The 19911-nt window shown below is 43.9% G+C and carries 13 protein-coding genes; 3 read left to right on the forward strand and 10 right to left on the reverse strand.

Going from position 1 to position 19911, the window contains the following annotated elements; translation table 11 throughout:
• Positions 1 to 28: 28 nt before the first annotated feature.
• Entirely contained in the window at positions 29 to 1867 is a 1839-nt protein-coding gene (locus RIM23_RS17140; RefSeq protein WP_446368387.1) for an ATP-binding protein, read from the reverse strand.
• Between the two features lie 858 nt (positions 1868 to 2725).
• Positions 2726 to 2893, reverse strand: coding sequence for a hypothetical protein (locus RIM23_RS17145; RefSeq protein ID WP_446368388.1), 168 nt, complete (start codon positions 2891 to 2893; stop codon positions 2726 to 2728).
• Positions 2894 to 2974: 81 nt separating this feature from the next.
• On the opposite strand from RIM23_RS17145, the gene RIM23_RS17150 reads away from it, so the two are divergent.
• Together RIM23_RS17150 and pyk are read left to right on the forward strand one after the other, a co-directional pair.
• Complete coding sequence (locus RIM23_RS17150) at positions 2975 to 4306, forward strand: M16 family metallopeptidase (protein WP_446368389.1); 1332 nt, start codon at positions 2975 to 2977, stop codon at positions 4304 to 4306.
• Between the two features lie 89 nt (positions 4307 to 4395).
• The gene (pyk, locus tag RIM23_RS17155) at positions 4396 to 5823 is read left to right on the forward strand and encodes a pyruvate kinase (protein ID WP_446368390.1); all 1428 of its coding nucleotides are present in this window, start codon (positions 4396 to 4398) and stop codon (positions 5821 to 5823) included.
• Positions 5824 to 5932: 109 nt separating this feature from the next.
• Here the strand turns inward: pyk and RIM23_RS17160 are convergent, their stop codons facing one another.
• Positions 5933 to 6268, reverse strand: coding sequence for a DUF6335 family protein (locus RIM23_RS17160; protein ID WP_446368391.1), 336 nt, complete (start codon positions 6266 to 6268; stop codon positions 5933 to 5935).
• A gap of 356 nt (positions 6269 to 6624) precedes the next feature.
• Between RIM23_RS17160 and RIM23_RS17165 the strand changes: the two genes are divergently transcribed.
• Positions 6625 to 7719: a DJ-1/PfpI/YhbO family deglycase/protease gene (locus RIM23_RS17165; RefSeq protein ID WP_446368392.1), complete on the forward strand. Its 1095-nt coding sequence runs from the start codon at positions 6625 to 6627 to the stop codon at positions 7717 to 7719.
• Between the two features lie 84 nt (positions 7720 to 7803).
• Here RIM23_RS17165 and RIM23_RS17170 read toward each other — a convergent pair whose 3' ends face one another.
• From RIM23_RS17170 to RIM23_RS17200, 7 genes are all read right to left on the reverse strand, one after another.
• Positions 7804 to 8631: a carbonic anhydrase gene (locus RIM23_RS17170; RefSeq protein ID WP_446368393.1), complete on the reverse strand. Its 828-nt coding sequence runs from the start codon at positions 8629 to 8631 to the stop codon at positions 7804 to 7806.
• 431 nt (positions 8632 to 9062) lie between these two features.
• Entirely contained in the window at positions 9063 to 12977 is a 3915-nt protein-coding gene (locus tag RIM23_RS17175) for a two-component regulator propeller domain-containing protein (protein ID WP_446368394.1), read from the reverse strand.
• A gap of 364 nt (positions 12978 to 13341) precedes the next feature.
• A complete protein-coding gene (locus RIM23_RS17180; RefSeq protein WP_446368395.1) occupies positions 13342 to 13695 on the reverse strand; it encodes a hypothetical protein in 354 nt (117 codons plus the stop codon).
• 286 nt (positions 13696 to 13981) lie between these two features.
• Positions 13982 to 15418 (reverse strand): SagB family peptide dehydrogenase, encoded by a 1437-nt coding sequence (locus RIM23_RS17185; protein WP_446368396.1) that lies wholly within the window; start codon positions 15416 to 15418, stop codon positions 13982 to 13984.
• A 140-nt stretch (positions 15419 to 15558) separates the two neighbouring features.
• Complete coding sequence (locus tag RIM23_RS17190) at positions 15559 to 17799, reverse strand: TOMM precursor leader peptide-binding protein (protein WP_446368397.1); 2241 nt, start codon at positions 17797 to 17799, stop codon at positions 15559 to 15561.
• A gap of 261 nt (positions 17800 to 18060) precedes the next feature.
• Positions 18061 to 18828, reverse strand: a complete 768-nt coding sequence (locus RIM23_RS17195) for a YebC/PmpR family DNA-binding transcriptional regulator (protein ID WP_446368398.1) — start codon at positions 18826 to 18828, stop codon at positions 18061 to 18063.
• Between the two features lie 264 nt (positions 18829 to 19092).
• Complete coding sequence (locus tag RIM23_RS17200; protein WP_446368399.1) at positions 19093 to 19686, reverse strand: hypothetical protein; 594 nt, start codon at positions 19684 to 19686, stop codon at positions 19093 to 19095.
• Positions 19687 to 19911 lie beyond the last annotated feature (225 nt).

A 19911-nucleotide genomic window follows, 5' to 3' on the forward strand; every position in this document is an offset into this window, starting at 1 on the left:
GACAAGGTGAGGTATATGTGTTGAACATTTAAGCAGATATCGCCATCTCTTGTTCTGTTTGAATGGGTAGCATAATCACAAATTCAGTTCCTTTCCCTGGTTCAGAGGTGACTTCAATTTTACCCTGGTGCTTTTTCACAATCTGGTAACAAATTGCTAATCCCATCCCTGTCCCTTTGCCAACAGACTTGGTGGTGAAAAAGGGATCGAATATCCGGTCTTTAATTTCTCCTGGAATCGCTTCACCGTTGTTCCAAATTGCTACGCGAATCCAACGATTATTGATGGTTTCGCTACGAATGACGATTGTCGGGATGGCTTTGCCTTGAATGTCTTCTAAGGCGTCAATGGCATTGCTGATAATATTGATAAAAACTTGATTGAGTTGAGCCGGATAACAATCAATTCGCGGTAATTGACTGTACTTTTTGACGATGTTAATATTTGGCTGGATACGATGACCGACAAGCAAGAGGGTGTTCTCTAGTCCGTCATGAATATCTGCCTGTTTCAACTGTGCTTCATCCAGACGACAGAAGTTCCGCAATGATAAGACAACTTCCTGGATTCGTTCAGCCCCCATTTTTAAGGACGACAGCATTTTCGGCATATCGGCGATGAGAAAATCTAAATCCATCGCTTCGCTTTGTTCTTGAATCGCTGCATTAGGCTGAGGATATTCTTGCCGATAAAGTTCTAGTAGGTTCAGTAAGTCATTAATTGATCGCTTAGCATAATCTAGATTACCGTAGATAAAGTTAATTGGATTATTAATTTCATGGGCAATCCCGGCTACCATTTGTCCTAAACTGGACATTTTTTCCCGTTGAATCAGTTGGGCTTGGGTTTGTTGGAGTTCTTTAAGCGCTTGGGTCAATTCTTGCGTCCGTTCCTCGACGCGCTGTTCTAAGGTTTGACGCGCTAGTTGCAGTTCTTGAGTTGAGTCATCTACCCACTGGACAAGCTGATTTAGGGATGTGGCTAATGAACCGACTTCATCGTTGGTGGTAACGGGAGTGCGAATCTCTAGATTGGATTCTTTGACGATCGCACTAGCCACTTGAGTTACTGTTTCGATAGGATACGCGATCGCACGGCTAGTAATAGTGGCTAAGAGTACGGCGATACCGACTGATAACAGTGAACTAATAACGATGATTTGCAGGCGTAGGGCTTCTGCTTGTGCCAGTTTTTGATCTGCCTGAGACTGTTGCGTTTCAGCTTTAGTTTTGGCATCCTCTACATGGTGGGATAGGTGATCGAATTGAGCCATCACTTGACTGGTAGAGGGGTGATGGAGTGCCTTTAATAGTTCTTGTTGAATGACAGAAACGTCCTCTGACTTCAGGTTCTCCGATTCACTGATCTGCCAGAGTGATTCAATCACCTGATTGTAGGCGTCTATATTCGCTTCATACTCCTTAACAAGATGATGTAATTCAGCCGTATTAATGTCCAAGTCATGGGGATATGCTTGGATGAACGTATCTAACGAAAAGAGTAGGCGTTTCATCCGCTCCACATCGGCTAAATACTGAGTCTTTTGGGCGTCAACCTGGCTAGGGTTAACCGATGCAGCCAATAGTGCTTGGGGATGCGATCGCACAGCAAAGGTGGCATTTTCCAGGTTGCTGAGGAGATGGTGCTGCTGATCGGCAACCCGTTCTTGTTGTTGGGCTTGTTCTTGGTAATAATTACCTAGAATTAATCCTCCTGTTGTTCCCAGAGTGGATATGCCGATCGCTAAGGCGTAGCCGTAACCAATTTTCTGAGATATGCTGAGGTTGCGAATGCCTTCTTTGATCCAGGTTAAAGGGACAATCTTTGATAAACGCTGGTTTAGATTTAATGGGTTTTGCTGACTCATTAAAACCTTGTTTTGGGATACTGGGGGATATCGGGAATGGGAAAAAAGCATAAGATAAGCCAAGAAGTGAGATAGATTTTGATTTTTTAAGGAAAAATGATTCATGATTTTAGAGAAAGACTTGAATTAAGCCGTTGGTGTCATTGTTGACGATAGGAGTTAAGTATGGTGACAATTGGTAGATATAAGTTTAGTTAGTAGCTTCTTATCCTGGTTCATTAACTTATTACAGCCTCTATCTATTAATTGTAGGAAGAAAATGATGAATTTTTTAACAAGTTTTCATTTAAAATTACCCAAACAAATAAAGTTCTGGTAAAGATTGGAGAGGGCAGTGGTAAAAAGCGATTCTGTTCAAGAGCTATCAATGGAGGGAGTGGACTGACAGTAGGAGTTAGAGAGACAATGACAGGGCTGTCGAGGGCTGAGGGAATCTTAAAGTAATATAAAGATATTTCAGCAAAATAGTCAATGGGTTAAGAAATATTGAAAACTTCCGGATAGGACTGGAAGTAAGCATCGACACCCACTCTTTGTGGGGGTGAAGGAAGGAAGGAAGGAATAAGTAGCACATTACTCCGGTGATTTGGATCATCCTAATTAGGTAAATTAGTGGTAGGGGTAGCATCTTGCCTTGAAAAAATGAAATAAAAGAGATATAAAAAGCGATTGAGGTAAGCAGTATAGTTATTAAAAATAGATAAAAATTGAGGAATAAAAGAGCAAAGAGTTGATTAGCGCGATCGCACAATCAAAAGCATACCCATAAAACCTATATAGCGACTGGCTTAGAGTAATTCCAATATCCTAGGGAAGAATACCCAATAAGCCTAAATTTATCACGAATTGCCATCAAATTTAACCGTAAATTCCCCTGAATAAACGCCAACTGCTGTTTTCTGCATTGACGGAAACAGCGATAATAATTAATACCAAATCCGGGTTAGCCACCCCCGTTATAACCCAGTCCGCGCAGGCGGACGAAAGGGCCAGTGTAGCAGCGATTTCAATCGCATCCTCTGGCATTCCCTAGGATATGCCGGGGGAATCTGACAAACCCATTAAGATAGAGAAACATGGCACAACTGCAAAGCAAGCGAGTAACGAATGACCTCAACTCTGCTCAAAACTCCACCTCTAAATGCCCCAACCCTTGAGACATTACCGAATGGTCTAACCATTGTGGCAGAACAGATGCCTGTCGATGCGGTTAACCTGAATGTCTGGGTGAATGTGGGTTCCGCCGTTGAATCTGACCCGATTAACGGTATGGCGCATTTTCTCGAACACATGGTTTTTAAGGGAACACCACGCCTAAACAGTGGCGAGTTTGAGCGGCTGATTGAAGAACGTGGTGCGGTGACCAATGCAGCAACGAGTCATGATTACACCCATTACTACATCACCACAGCACCAAAAGATTTTGCTCAACTCGCGCCCTTGCAACTGGATGTGGTGTTAAATCCTCTGATTCCCGATGACGCCTTTGAACGGGAACGGTTAGTAGTGTTAGAAGAAATTCGGCGTTCGGAAGATAGTCCCCGTCGCCGCACCTTTCGGCGGGCGTTAGAAACCAGCTTTGACTACCTCCCCTACCGTCGCCCGGTACTTGGACCGACTTCTGTGATTGAATCCTTAACCGCTCAGCAGATGCGAGACTTTCACAGCACCTGGTATCAGCCCAAAACGATGACAGCCGTAGCGGTGGGCAATTTACCCGTGGAGGAGTTGATTGACACAGTAGTGCAGGGATTTGCCCACGTAGGGGCGAAGCTTATGCGCCCAGATTTATCGGTTGTCGGTCAAAATCCCAACGCGAATGCTTCACCCAATCCCCAATCATCCCGTCTTACCTATAAGCCAGAAGCGCCGTTTACCGACATTGTGCGCCAAGAGTATGTAGACTCGACATTACAGCAGGCGCGATTGGTCATGGTTTGGCGAGTACCGGGATTAAAACAGTTGGAGAGTACCTATCCGTTAGATGTTTTAGCCGCTATCTTAGGACAGGGGCGGATGTCGCGGTTAGTGCGAGATTTGCGCGAAGACCGTAAACTGGTGACTCATATTGGGGTGAGTAATATGACTCAGCAGCTACAGGGAATATTTTATATTTCCGCCCAGCTTCCCACAGAGAACTTAGAAATTGTGGAAGCGGCGATTGAGGAACATATTCGTCGGTTACAAACAGAATGTGTCGCGGCGGTGGACATTGCCCGAATTCGTACCCAGGTGGCGAATCGCTTTACCTTTAGTAATGAGAAACCGAGCGATCGCACCAGTCTATATGGTTATTATCACTCCCAATTGGGTGATTTAACCCCAGCATTAAATTATCCGGCTCGCATTCAAGCCGTCAATGCCCACGAGATTCAACATGCTGCCCAGGATTATCTGGCAACGGATGCTTATGGTATTGTGACGATGAAACCAGCGTAAATAGACGGGAAGAGATAACGGGACGAGATAAATAAGATAATAGGGCACGGCAATGCCGTGCCCATACCACAATTTAGGGATAATTGATAATGAAACCTCTAAGCAATCGCACTAAAATCGTTGCTACCATTGGTCCTGCAAGTAATTCACCAGACATCCTCAAGCAAATGGTGCAAGTGGGAATGAATGTGGCACGGTTGAACTTCTCCCATGGTAGCTACGATGACCATGCTCACACGATTTCTTTGCTACGCTCTATTGAAGAGGAATTAGATACACCGATTACTTTACTCCAAGACCTACAAGGACCAAAAATTCGAGTCGGTAAACTGCCCGATGCACGACTTGATCTGGTTCAAGGAGAATTGATTTCCTTAGTTCCCATTTCGGAATTCAATCATCAAGCGAAAACGGTTTCTATCGACTATCCCCACTTGGCTCAAGAAGCGGAACCCGGAGTGCAGATTCTGCTGGATGATGGACTCTTAGAGCTTCGGGTTGAGGAAATTGAGGGCAATACTGTTAAGTGTCAAGTCGTCGAAGGGGGTGTACTCAAAAGCCGTAAAGGTGTTAACCTGCCCGGATTGAGCCTAAATCGCTTACCCTCTATGACAGACAAAGACCGACAAGATTTGGAATTTGGCATTGCTCAAGGGGTAGACTGGGTGTCCTTAAGCTTTGTTCGTTCTGCAGAAGATATCCGTACTCTCAAAGGATTTCTCCTGCAGCACAATGCCTCCTCTATACCCGTGATTGCCAAAATCGAAAAACCTCAAGCGATCGCGAACTTAGAAGCCATTATTAATGAAAGTGACGGTATCATGGTAGCACGGGGAGATTTGGGTGTAGAAATGAGTCCGGAAAAAGTCCCGTTTCTGCAAAAGAAAATTATTCGGATTTGTAACCAAAAGGGGATTCCGGTAATCACAGCCACCCAAATGCTCGACAGTATGATTAATAATCCCCGTCCAACTCGTGCTGAAGCCAGTGATGTGGCTAATGCAATTATCGATGGCACCGATGCGGTTATGCTTTCCGGGGAGTCAGCCGTGGGTAAATATCCACTTAAAGCCGTGACAATGCTAGCCCGTATTGCCACGGATGTGGAACCGGAAATTAAATTTGTCAATTATCCCCCAGCCGCAACCAGTGAAGCCAATGCCCTGAGTGAAGCGCTCAACACGATTGATAAGATTATGGATTTGCGCTGTATTGCGGCTTTCACCAGTACAGGACACACCGCCAAACTAGCCGCCGCCGAGCGTCCAGGAGTGCCTGTTATTGCTCTAACTCCTAATTTAGAAGTTTACCACAACTTGAATTTAGTTTGGGGGGTTAAACCCCTGTTAATCGAGCAAGAAGTTGAGTCTTTTGAAGAGTTAGTTAATCAAGCCCAAACTCAGTTATTAAAACGGAATTTAGTGGTAGCGGGAGACAAAATTTTGATTATCGCTGGGATTCCGACAAAAATCCCAGGCGGAACGAACTTGCTCAACATTCATACGATTAGCGCCTGAATTACCAACACCGTAGCGCCAGCTCAGTGTAGGCTTCAATACTCAAAATTATGGCTGGTAACTTTTGACTTCTTATCTGCCGCTAATTGCTATTACGCCAACCAAAATTCTAGAGTCCGTGTTCTTGATAATCTTCAGAGGACTTCGGATCTAATTCCCAACGCTGCTCATCCCGCCGTTCTAGCTTATTGGTGACTTGCACCGGTTCTTTTTGAGCGCCTGCTACACCAACTACTCGCTCTATCTCCTGGGTCACATTTTGCTCCGGTGTGGGAGTTAAGCCGCCAACGGCTTCCTCACCGCTTACTTTTGCTTGGTAGAGGTTAGCATCTATATCAGTAGTGGTGGGTTCGCCACTTGCCATACGGTTTCTCGATTCTTCAACCTGACTTTCGTCTGATGATATCGGGTTGGACTGGGATTGGTTTATGTTTTTAGGTTCCATCTATATCTCCTTGTAGTGGTGTGGCACAGCTAATTTGGTAGATTCGCCTTACAACCAGAAAACCCATACATAAAATCAGGGGCTTTAGCCCCTACTACGAACCCAACCTATTCCACAATTTTAGCTGTACTACGGCAGTAGGTTACTACTCCCACCCAACAGCTTAGCGTTTCGCCGGTAAATCGGTTTATTACCCCAGAGCGAACCCTATTTCTTTCTTTTGAGAGATGACTTTTTCCGGAGCCGTTTATAAGCTGAAAATACTTATCCATAATACCTGTTTAGCCCGTCGTATTATTCGTGGCTGAAAGAATACAATTCCAATATTTTACCCGATCAACTCGTTAACAATTCTGATGATGATAACCGATAATAGATCCAAAAAAGTTGCCATTCTGATTGATCATAATTTTGAAGATTCTGAGTTTCAAATCCCTTATCAAGCGCTGCAACAAGCGGGGGCACAGGTTGTGGTTCTGGGTTCGCGCATGAATGAAACCTATCAGGGAAAACAAGGGAAGGTTTCGATTAAACCTGATGGTACAGTAACCGAAGCACGTCCAGAAAGTTTCGACGCCGTAGTTATCCCCGGAGGGATGGCGCCGGATACGATGCGAAATAACCCTAATGCCGTACAATTTGTGCAAGGAGCCATGGAGTTGAATAAGCTCGTCGCGGCGGTGTGCCATGGTCCCCAAGTATTAATTGAAGGGGATTTACTTCAGGGCAAAAATGCTACCGGATTTCTCTCCATTCGCAAGGATATGACGAATGCCGGTGCTAATTATGTGGATGAACCTTTAGTGGTGGATGGTAATCTGATTACCTCTCGTCAACCCGGTGACTTGGCAATATTTACCACAGCAATTCTCACCCGATTGGGTTTAGGTATTCCGGATCAAGCGTTACCCGATGAAAAGGATACGACAGCTCAATGGTGGCAATTGGCAGAAGCTTGGGGGGGTAGTAGCAAAAGCGACATTGTTAATGGATTGAATACGGCTTTAGCTGGGGAACGATATGGGCGAAAAGCCTTTGAATATTATACCCAAAAAGTGGCTGATGTCGAGTTGCGATCGCTACTGCAAGAAATCATCGAAAATAAGCAGCATCATATTATTATGCTGGAAAATCGTTTGAGAGATTTTCAGGCATTTGAATCTATTCCGGAAGTGGCGACAGACGCCTACGCCACCTTACAAAATTGGCTGCAACCAAGCGACAGTTTATCAATTTTACGCCATGCCTTGGGTGACATTCAAACGGGTGTTGTCGATGCTTATAATCTGCGGAAACAATTCACAGATCCCACGTCAACAGTCCTGTTTACTCAGATTGAAAAGGAGTTGGCAGAATACGAACAGCGTTTAGCCCAACTTTATCACAATCGCCTCGGAGAACAAGAGGCTACACCTGCTGAACCCACTACCATGGCGGCGGTTGGGGGTTAAGAATTAGTAGTTTGTTTGGGTTAGCAATATCTGCTAACCCGCAACATTCTTTCTCGTCTCCCTTGTCTGTAAAGGTGGATTTAATTAATCCTTGAGTACGAGCCGACCGTTCCTTTCTTGCACAGGTCTGGAATTATTGGAATATAGGTTTGTAAAGTTGGCGAATTGTCCTGATGTAATTCTCATCGTATCTTTATATACAAGCCAATTCACAATTTCTGAGCAAGGGGGTGTGGTGAGAGAACCAGAATACCGATAATATTTGGGCGGGGTGGCCAGGAGGGGCAGGAGACTGCCTATCAAACCATCCTGAGGAAGAAACTTTTTAGGATTGATGGTTACTGATGGTGATGTTGTTCCACCTGAGGCGGGTAGGTTGTTCAAAATCTTTGCCATCTCAGAGTTAGTACCAGAACTACCCACTTCCATGAGCCTGCCAATAACCGCTAGTTCTACGTTTCCATTTGCATCTGTACGTTGATGAACTAGGTGAACTTCCATCTCCGTAACTTGGTTATCTATTGTATGTTCACTGGGAGCGTGAAAGTGAAATTGGATTAAATTAAATGTTTTACCATCCAAGGTCAGAGTACTGCCGGGAGGACAGTCAACTTGGATAGTCTTACCAGTATCCCGAATAGTTGGGGAAAACGAGTTGTAGTTAATGGTAAAGTCGTCTTCAAAATCGACCCCAATGGGATTGGTTAGAGCGATTGGAGATTGTCGTGTTCCCGTTCCACAAACCGCATAAGCTGGATCAAGACTTCCCCAATTACTCGGTCCAAGTGATCCGGTATAACCCCATGCAGCACCTCCCCCACCAGATGCTGATACGAGAGACTGTACAGCAGCGGTTAAGGAGGTTCCAGCTACACCGATTGACAAGTACTTGAGTAGTTTACGCCGATCCATTTTTCTTATATGAGTGAGTGGTTTACAAATCTTTACATATATTAGCTTACTATACCTTTGGCGAAAAATCTATCAATAGATAGAACTTGATTTATCAGTATTGGTTATCAAAAGATTGAGCATCATTAATTAAGAACCTTTGCTAGACTATCGCCAATTTTCCAAATATCCCCAGCTAAAATCATCCTAAAGATAGATGTATAAAAAATTGATTTGAGATGATTTGAAAACAAGAACAGAGTAGAAATAGTCATGGGAAGAGGTTTAGATCGTGAGTAGACTCCTAGAAGGAAAAGTCGCCATCGTGACAGGGGCCCGAACAGGTATCGGGGAAGCGATCGCGCTTAGCCTTGTCATACCAAATCCGGGGAACGCTACCCCCGTTATAACCCTCCCCTTGACAAGGGTAGGGAACCGCCACTAGGAATGATTCATAGATCAAAAAACCGAATTGTGAATTGGGTTCCTTGATCTTGCGTGATATCCAATTCTCCCTCCAACTGTTCGCTTAAAGCCTGGATTAACTGAAATCCCAATGTCTTGGGATTCTCCGGCTCAAACCCTTCAGGTAAGCCAATTCCGTTATCTTGAACCGTGAGAGTCAGTCTGCGATCGCACTCGGATGTCAGTTTAATGGTAATCACACCTGGACGGGATTCAGGGAAGGCATATTTTAAGGCATTGGACAGTAACTCATTCAGCAGTAAGCCACAGGGAATTGCTGTGTCTAGGTTGAGAGAAATCGGTTCAACGTCAATCTGCAATTTAATTAAGTTAATTAAGCTTCGATTCACGCCATAAGACTGGAATAGATAGGAGGCTAAGGTTTCGACATAATCGGCAAAGTCAATCTTTTCTAGAGAGGTAGATTGATACAACTGGTTATGAACCAGCGCCATAGACTTAACCCGATTCTCACTCTGTTGGAAAACATCCAACACTTGGGGATCAGTTAACCTCTGGGATTGAAGATCCAGGAGACTTGAAATAATTTGTAAGTTGTTTTTGACCCGATGGTGAACTTCCTGTAGCAGAACTATTTTTTCCCGCAGAGATGTTTGCAGTTCAGCTTCAGCTTGCTTTTGTTCTGTGATATCAATACCAACTAAAACCGCCGCTTTACCTTGTTGGTACTTTTGCGCGATAATCAAATAATTGCGAATCGAATCCTTTATTTTGAAATCAACCACCTGAGAGGCGGTAAGTTCTGAACTTGCCAAGAACTGGTGTATAAAATGAATATACTCCGAACTCTTGTTGCGAAAGCCAATTTTTTGACCAATAAAATCGCTGGGAGACAAGCCCCAATTATCCACTGCATGCTGATTAACGCCAAGGTATCGCCCGTCTGCACTAATCCAAGCCACACAACCGGGTACAGTATTTAAAATAACTTGCAGTTGTTCATTCGTTTGTTGTAGGGCTTCAATAAACTGCTGGCGTTCGGCTTCTAGCTGTTTGCGATGGGTAATATCTTGAAAAGCGGCTATACTATAAATAATATTGCCTTTTTCATCATAAATAGGGGTAGCTAATATCTCCCACAAATTCCTTTTATCATTGTTGCGAACTTCAAAATCATCAACTCTTGCTGTTTCTCCCTGCAAAGCGCGAACTATGGGTAGTTTTTCTGAGGGATATAACTTATCTGTTCCAGCAATATAAAATTGATAAATCTCGGAATAGTTTTTCCCTGTCGCCTTGGGAGCGAGTTCTTTTCCCAGGAATTGCCAACCTAATTTATTCACATAAATATTCTCAAACAATTGGTTAATAACGGCGACGCCGATGGGAAGGGCTTCTAATATTTGATTCAGCTTTTTCTCACTGGCACGTAGCAGGGCATTTTCTCTAGCTTGGGCTAGAGTTTTCCATTGGACATAGCCATAAATAGCGCCGAATACGGCAATTCCATAAAGGGTATAAGCCCAACCTGTTTTCCAGGGTGGCGGGGTAATCGTAATCGCCACAGATGTGCCTTCTTCGTTCCAAACTCCATCGTTATTCGACCCTTTAACTCGAAAGGTATACGTTCCGGGGTCGAGGTTTGTATAACTGGCGTAGCGTCGAGTTCCGGAGTAAATCCAATCTTGATCAAATCCTTCGAGTTTGTAGGCGTATTGGTTTTTTTTTGGATTGGTATAGTCAAGGGCGGCAAATTCAAAGCTAAAGAAGTTGTCTTTGTAGGATAATTTAATGTCCTTGGCAACGGAGATGGCGGGGTTTAGTTTGACGGTTTGATCAAAGATTCGAAAATCGGTGATCACAATGGGGGGAATATGAGGATTGTCTTTAACTTGGTCGGGATAAAATAAGTTGAAGCCATTGAGTCCGCCAAATAACATCGCACCATCTTTGGTTTTGGCGTAGGCTTTCACGCCATCGAACTCGTTTCCCTGAAGTCCATCACCGACATCGTAGTTTCTAAAGGTTTCCGCTTCGGGGTTAAATTTGGATAAGCCATTACCTGTACTTAGCCAGAGATTTCCATTATCGTCTGCAAGGATACCGACAACAGAATTGCTGGGTAAACCGTCATTTTCGGTGTAATGGGTAAAGGTTTCGGTGGCGATATCGAATTTATTAAGTCCGCCGCCGTAGGTGCCTAACCAGAGTGTTCCGGCTGGGTATTCATTGATTGACAATACTCGGTCATAGCTTAGGCTATTGGGGTTATTAGTTTCGTGGGTGTAGCGGGTAAATTTTTCTGTCTCGCGGTCAAATTTGTTGAGTCCACCGTTGAACGTGGTAATCCAGAGTGTACCTGAACTATCTTCATAAATTGATACAACCGAATTATCACTCAAGCTATTTGGGTCATCTGGATTATGCAGGTAGTGACTAAATTCCTCGGTTTGGCGATTAAATTGATCAATTCCGCCACCAAAAGTCCCAATCCAAAATGTACCTTCTCTGCCTTCATAGATTGATGAGATTGTATTATGATTCAAGCTATTGGGATTATTAGGTTCATGAATGTAATGGGTAAATTCTCCAGTTTGGCGGTTAAATTTATTGAGTCCACCCCCAAACGCGCCAACCCAAAGCGCACCGTTGCTATCTTCGTAGATTGACCAAACATTGTCGCTACTCAAACTATTGGGATTGTTGGAGTCATGAGTGTAATGCGTAAATTTTCCAGTTTGATGGTTAAATTTATTGAGTCCACCACTATTAGTGCCAATCCAGATTAAACCAGAGGAGTCTTCATAAATTGACATAACATGATTATCACTCAAGCTGTAATAGTTATTAGCCTCATATTTGTAGCCAGTAAATTTTTTGTGTTTTGTGTCTAACTTATTAACTCCACTAAAACCAGTTCCAATCCATATAATTCCTGACTTATCTTTAAATATATAACCAACTATATTATCACTTAAGCTATTTTGACCAGCTAAAGCTTGAGTATAATGAGTAAATTGCTTAGTTTCAGGATTAAACTTATTGAGTGCTGAACCATAGTAATTCCCATACCAGCTACTGGTTGCTAGCCAAAGATTACCTAATCGGTCTTCAACAATTGAATTTACAGTATTATCACTTAAACTGTTTGGGTTATCTGATTCGTGTCTAAAATTGATAAATTGTCTAGTGTCGCGATTAAAGTGATTGAGTCCACCACCATTCGTACCAATCCACAGCCTGTCAGAGTGGTCTTCATAAATTGATAATATAATATTATTACTTAAACTATTGGGATCATCAGGGTTGTGTATGTAACGAGTAAATTTCTCAGTTTCTCGATTGAACTCATTGAGTCCGCCGCCATTCGTACCAACCCATAGTGTTCCATCCTTGTCTTCATAGATTGATAATACAGTATCATTACTTAAACTATTGGGATCATCGAGGTTGTGCGTGTAACGAGTAAATTGCTCGGTTTCCCGATTAAACTCATTGAGTCCACCGCCATCCGTACCAACCCAAAGTTTTTCATCCTTATCTTCGTAGATGGATAAAACCTTGTTATTTCCTATGCTATGTTGATTTCCCGAATCATAAGTATAATGAGTAAACTGCTCAGTTTTACGGTCAAATTTGTTCAGTCCCCCACTTTCGGTCCCCACCCAGATGATACCTTCCTTATCTTCATAGATGGATAATATAAAATTATCTGATAATGATAGGGAATCTTCTTCTTGGTGTTTGTATATTTTAAAAGTATATCCATTATATTTGTTTAGTCCATCTTGCGTACCAAACCACATAAATCCTTGGCTGTCCTGGAGAATAGGTGCAACACCACTTTGAGATAATCCATCGTTAACTTTAATATGATCGAATTTAATTTGATAGTCTTGAGCATACACCTTTATTGGTAAACTCAATATTATTAAAATCATAAAAATTAGGCTGATAATAATCTTTTTCAACAATTTCATGGTTTTCCCAAACATTCTAAAATATAGTAGGGGCAAAGATAAGACTACAATCAAGCCCATATATATATAAGATTTTTAAGTTATCTTGTGGTATAAAAAAATTGTGATATCATGTACTGACGCTCATGCATAATTACAATGCTATCAAAACAAGGGTTTCAGGCGTTTTTATTCAGTGGTGCTTGACCGGACATGATATTACTATGGTCAACAACGCTAATTTTATCAATAGAAAACTTTACCTATATGTAGGAACTGTTCCTACATATAGACACTGAAATAAGGGTGTTAATAGAAGAGCCTTATTTAAACGAAGGATATCACATCAATAGCAAAAGGATTCTCCCCCATCACAGTCGGCGACAGGATAATTAGAGTTTTGATCGTTAGTCCAAGACTGTATCGGTTGGTCTTTCAGTCCCATTGGCTTGGAGGGAAGAGGAATTTCACAAACTACATTACCGTCCTGAACAGGAACTTTGTTAGTCATTGTTCCCATTAAGGTGTTGTTCACCACTTGAAACTCTACACCACTGGGAATCGTTAACCCGTTCTCTTCTAAGACAGGATTTGGATTCGAGAGAAATTGCGATTTAAACTCTTCATCTACCCATGTCTGGGCGATAATCTTGGACAAAATCTTTTGAGTTGCTGGATTATTCTTTACCAAAACTGACATGGTTTTTCTCCTATTCTTCAAAGAATCTAGTCAAGGGAAGTAATGATAGTCAACGCAGCGCGAAAGGCTGTTAGTTAAGTATTCCTAGAAACCGGGTTTCTCGTGAGGATGACAACGCAATATCAACCTTTCACCCAAAGAAACCCGGTTTCTTGACCGATGTCCTAGGGACACTTATTTCCCTTAAATCCGCTACGCCAAGTTATAGTTATATTAATATACAATGCTTATTTTATCTATGTAAGAGCGTCTTATAAATTAAATTAGTCTAGATTGGATCATTCGGCTAATCTACAGATAGGCTACCCAGAATAAACTCTCCGACTGAAGTTTCCCGATAATAGTCCGTTCCCACCGTCGCCGCAAATAAATCGGAATTACCACCACCGATCGCACAAGGGGCAAGATTCATCGCTGTTGCAACCAGATACATGGTCTGCTGTAATGAACCCACATCCTTGAGCATATTAGCATAAGCAATGGATTCATAAACCCAGCTTGCTCGCTGAAACCTTGGGGCAAAGACAAATAGAACTTGCGGCATACAGAATCTACCATTCGCAAAATAGGCATCTTCTAACAGCGCCTCCACATTCTCATTCCTGCCCGTCAATCTACAAAGCTGATGAGCTTCGGGACGATAATGATAAACTCCAGAGTCTAGATTATCACAGGTATTCGCGATCGCATACAATTCTAACTCATATCGACCTCCACTATTGGCATAAGGTCTGTGGGTGCATTCCCCATAATCCTTCGCCGTGATTCGCTTATTCCGAGTACAGCGATACATAAATTCTCCCAGTTGCTTCAAGGTTATCGGCTTATCGCCATAACTCCTAATCGATTTCCTCTCCTCCAGTACCCAAGTGAAGGAATAATCCTCCGCCTTAAGTTTCTCGATATCCGGCTGATACAACTCAATAATCTCATCCGACATCTGAGGTTGAATCATCGGAGGCTGGGGAATCTTGTCTAGGAAGCGGAACGTTTTCCCAGAATCATTGCTATGTCTCCCCTTGCGACTTCTGGCGTGAAACAGCAAATCGTGAAACTCCCAGGATATTAACGAATGACTCTCATCCTCCTCAATCTTGCCATTATTCGGCACGACACCCAGCATTTGGCTACTCCGGAGTAAACTTAAAAATAATTGTACCATTTCTGGCGTCAATCCAGGTATCGTTTGACACAATTCCTCTCCGGTTCTCGGTTGCGCCAATTCAGAAACCAGTGCGGCGCCGCGCCAATCGGCTAGAATAACTTTGGTGTGGGATAAAGGAGATTCTATGATTAACTGATTGTCCTGTTTATGGCAATAAGCAAAACGCGAGAGCGTATATTTTTGTTCAACTGTCGCCGATTGAACCTGAAACCGTTTAAACGGATAAATCGGAACTCGCGTAGCGATTGATACCCCATCCCCAGCCACCGTATGACAAATCCACCCTAACTGAATAAACTGATTCAGATAATAATAAAACGTTGGCAGTCTCTCAAACCCATCTGTTTGGAGAACACTATCACTAAGATTCTCCTCTGTTCCCCCAGCTGTCGATAAACTATTTATCGCACTGAATAATCCTGGTGATACCTGCTCCAGATTCAGGGTATACTGAGGGAGATTGCCCTTAACACGGGTTGACTGAATCACCATGCGATCGCGCGACTCTTCAGTTACAGTAATATCCTTACGAAAAGACAGGATAAAAGGAAGTGACATATTCCACCTAGGTTCGTAGTTGCGCTTGTAGTTGCGCTGTCTTCGCCGGTTAAACTTTCCTATCCCCCACCACAAAAGCTTAATCAATTCATTTTATCACCCATTGCCCATTATTGAACGCACATCTATGCCCCCTACAATCACAAAAACATAGGAATCGGATTAAGCTGAGATTCCAGCAACGGTTTAGACAACCAGCCCAATTTTACCGGAACATCATACAACCGTCCAAACGCCAATCGCCGCCAAAAATGACGCAATCCCGGCACAATCACCTTAACCACTGGCAATCTAATATCCGGACGAGTCTGATCCAAAACTAACACCTCCCAGCCCTGCTTTCCAGCTATATTGACACAACTCCTGACATCTTCCGCCAAATCCTCGCTTCCCATCCGGGAATAATCATCATAACCCTTCATTTTCACCCTAGAATTAGGCACCAGATAGGGCTGATTTGCAATCGTCGCCCTTTGCCACCAGTCTAACGCCACCGGATCATTAAAACGATACTCTGTTGTCCCATCATCCGCCACCGATAACACAGCCGGAAGCACCTGATTCATCTCCGTTATCGCGCGTAATAAAGCGATTTTCGGGTCAAAATGAGCGCCGAAGCCGAAGACAATATCTTCAACTTCCCGATTAACTCGTCGAGAAATCGCCGTAAACGTCGGCACATTCAAATCCGTCGTCATATCAATAACCCACATCTCCCGATGAATCGAACGATAATACTCAACCACCTCCTCTAAATACGGGTCATCAAAACTCGCTAAATCGACCCCTGGACGCTGCACCCGATTATACCACCACAACGCCACCCCATCCCGTTCTACTAACTCCATAAACCCTTGCAAAATTGCCTCTTCTATGGTATTACCCGCCGCCGCGCCATTAGAATTTGCCCAACAGTAGAGATTTTGTTCTCTGGGATAGCCGTAATAACAATAAGCCGTGGGAATATATTTAAACCGTTGATGAGTTAATGACCAAACAGGCGTCCAGTCTAATTCCTGTTGTGGATCAAATGGTTCAGGAACCTGTTGACTTGGCGTCGATTTTTCATTTATCTGCTGACGATTCTCATACTGCGCTTCACTATAAAGCATACAGTAATTCGGATGAATCGCCTGATCCCCTAACTCCTGATAACATCCCTTTTGGCGAATCTCATCCCCTTGAAATATGCCACAATAGCGTTCAATCGCTTCACACAACGCACTCGCTTTTGCCTGACTATCGGTTTTCCCTTTTCCGCCACTTTTCCCGCGCACGGTTTGCTGCAAAAAGTAGAGGGGTTCAAACATCATGGCAAAGTTATGTCCCGCATAATAACTGTGAATCACACCATTGTCTGTCAGTTTTTTCCGATGTAATGTATGCACGACACCCGTAATCGGACTCACATGATACTGGTATTTTTTCAGCGTGGCTTCCGGTGAGACAGAACGGTGTCCGCCATCCTTGGTAAAGGTTTTCGTCTGGTTGGTGAGATAGATAGGAGATGGGGTTTGGTTAAACCGTTGGGGATTGCCACAGCAGGGACATTGAGGACGCTGAACTAAGGTATGAGTTTCTGTTTTCAGGGATAGGGTATCGACGGTAATAATCTGTCCAGTAACTTGGGTATTTTCGCCTTGGACAATCCATTTAATTAGTTCCGTCGCCGCGAGATTTAATCCGGTTTGCCAGGTGGAGGGGAGGAGGGCTTTCGCGATGGGAAAAATTGATGCCTTTTGGTTTTGTTTTTGGATATAAGTTTCCACCGGTCGATTGGTGCGTAACCGTTGCCTTAAACAGTGCCAACATCCAGTTTTTCCAGGTATAAATAGAGGTCCTAGCCAAATCGTTGTCCCGATGGGTTTGATTAATAGCCAAGGCTGTTGGTTTTGCCAAGCGTTGCGGTTAATGTCGGCGAGTTCGGGACGCAAATAGTCATCGGTAACAACCAGGGTTAAATTACCTTCTTTCCCCAGGTTTAGGGAAAGGGATTCCAAGTGGATTTTGATGTCTTGAATGGAACAGGTTGCCAAGGATTGCACCGATACGGTTGTGGTTTGTAAGCGATGCCATGCTGAGATTGGATTAACGGGTAAGGTTGCCAGAAAAGCGGCGATTTCGGATGAGATGTGATCCTGGGCTTCGACAATATACCCCTTTTGTTCCATTAACATGAGGGCATAGTAAATTTCCGCTGCTGAGGCGGTGTCTTGGAGTTGTTCAATAATATCGTCAACGGGTTGTCCGGTGAGTAAGGGGACTAATTGGGTGTAAAGCTGTCCGCTGAGGGCAAAGGATTCCTGTTCTGAGATTAAAAATACGGTGGAATCGAGAATTTCACTATGAAAATAGGGTTTAACTATGGGTTGATTGATCATGGTACTGGTTCAAGTGAGTGGTGGGTTACGGCGGATATCTACTGAAATCGTTATTATCTCGATTAAATACCGCCTAACCCACCCTACGATTTTATTTATAGCAGTTCGCTCTCGCGTAGTTACAGTACAAATGTTCTAAATTTCACCTGATCAAGCATCCATTTCTGAATTTGTAAATATACCAGCGCGAAGCGCTATAAATGTACAAACCGTTGGGTTTTGGGGTGTAAGAGTGCCTGTGTCATGGTTGCTCCCCTCGTCTCACGCCATCGTCAACGACACCAAATCATCTGCCATTTCAAAATTAGCGGTGACGTTTTGCACATCATCCAACTCATCGAGGGCATCCATTAATTTTAGGAGCGATCGCGCCACATCTGGATCAGTAATTTCGACGCTATTTCCCGGTATCCAGCGTAACTCAGCATCGCGCACGGTAAAGCCTTGATCCTGTAAGGTTTGATTCAAGTGTTCTAGATTGGTTACCTCGGTAACAACTTCCACCCCCGGTTCCTCGTCGTCTTCTATCCACTCATAGGTTTGGGCGCCACCAGTCAGTGAGGCTTCCAATAGCTGATCCTCGGACACCTCACCCGCCACCGTCACCACCCCTTTTTGTTCAAACATCCAACTAACACAACCCGTTTCCCCTAGATTCCCGCCATTTTTAGTAAATGCTGATCGCAAATCTGCTGCCGTGCGGTTACGATTATCGGTAAGGGCTTCAATTAGAATCGCCACACCTCCCGGACCATAGCCCTCATAGCGAATCTCTTCCAGGTTGTCGCTACCACTATCAAATTGACCTGACCCTTTCGCGATCGCCCGGTCAATATTATCATTAGGAATACCCGCCGCCTTTGCCTTCTCAATCGCGGTGCGTAAGCGGAAATTCCCATTCGGGTCAGGAACGCCGCTACGGGCAGCTACAATGATTTCTCGTGAGAGTTTGGCAAAGGTTTTTCCCTTCACCGCATCCACTCTCGCCTTCTGGCGCTTAATATTTGCCCATTTACTATGTCCTGCCATAACTGAAAACCAAATCAGTCAAATCCCGCTTCCCTAGGGTAGCTTGGTCATTGGTCATTTGTCATTGGTCATTCACGCTAGTGAAAGCCAAAACAAACGGAAAATTAGAACCCTTTTATACCCTTGCACCGCTATCCGGGAAAATGTACTATGGCTTCCCCTGCTCCCCCTGCTCCCAGACGCGCCATGGCGCGTCTCTACATTGCTCCCCCTGCTCCCTCCACCAGACTTATTCAGCAGACCCTAAATCGGTAAAACCCCCCTCTACAATGCTGTCCACAGTGCTAACCCACCACCGCGCCCTCTCGCCGCGATCGCACAGTTTTCGACGAGAAAATAGGTAAAAAATGCCTTATCTTTTAAAGGTTTATCATAAAAAGAAGCCTCTCGCTCTTGACCACCACGAATATATCCTTCATATAACCTTAAACCAAATAAAGACACTTTCATGCGGGTAAAATCAAAAGCGAGGATATTTGTATTGGAAAAAAACTGAGTGGGTCCGGTGACAACCAGTTGCACAGAGCCAAGTTCCACCGAATTGGCGACAGTTCCTTGCTCTGGATTGGCTTTTGAGGAGAAGTAGGATAACTGAATCTTCACCCATTTCGGCAAAAACCGTCCCGCACCCAAAACAACACCAGCACGTTGACGAGAGCGTTTGGTTCCGGTGATAAATCCCAATCGCCATGTCCCCAGCAACTGAGAGTAGCTATGGCGTGCTTTCGTCTGTTTTGCTGTCTTTTCTGCGGTTAACAGCATCTCAACCACAGCCTCTGGTGCAGGGGGTTTGGTAGAAGGCGTGGTTAAAGACGCGATCGCTTGATCAAGTGTCGGATCAGTTAAGTCTGTGGTCATAAAATGACTATACCAAAATAGTGGAATAGTTGTAGGTTGGGTTGACCTTAGGAAACCCAACAGAATCTAGGGCTAAAGCCCTGACTACGAACTAGGGCTAAAGCCCTGACTACCAACTAGGGCTAAAGCCCTGACTACCAACTAGGGCTAAAGCCCTGACTACCAACTAGGGCTAAAGCCCTGACTACCAACTAGGGCTAAAGCCCTGACTACCAACTAGGGCTA

Source organism: Coleofasciculus sp. G3-WIS-01 (assembly GCF_040223135.1).
GTDB lineage: Bacteria > Cyanobacteriota > Cyanobacteriia > Cyanobacteriales > Coleofasciculaceae > Coleofasciculus.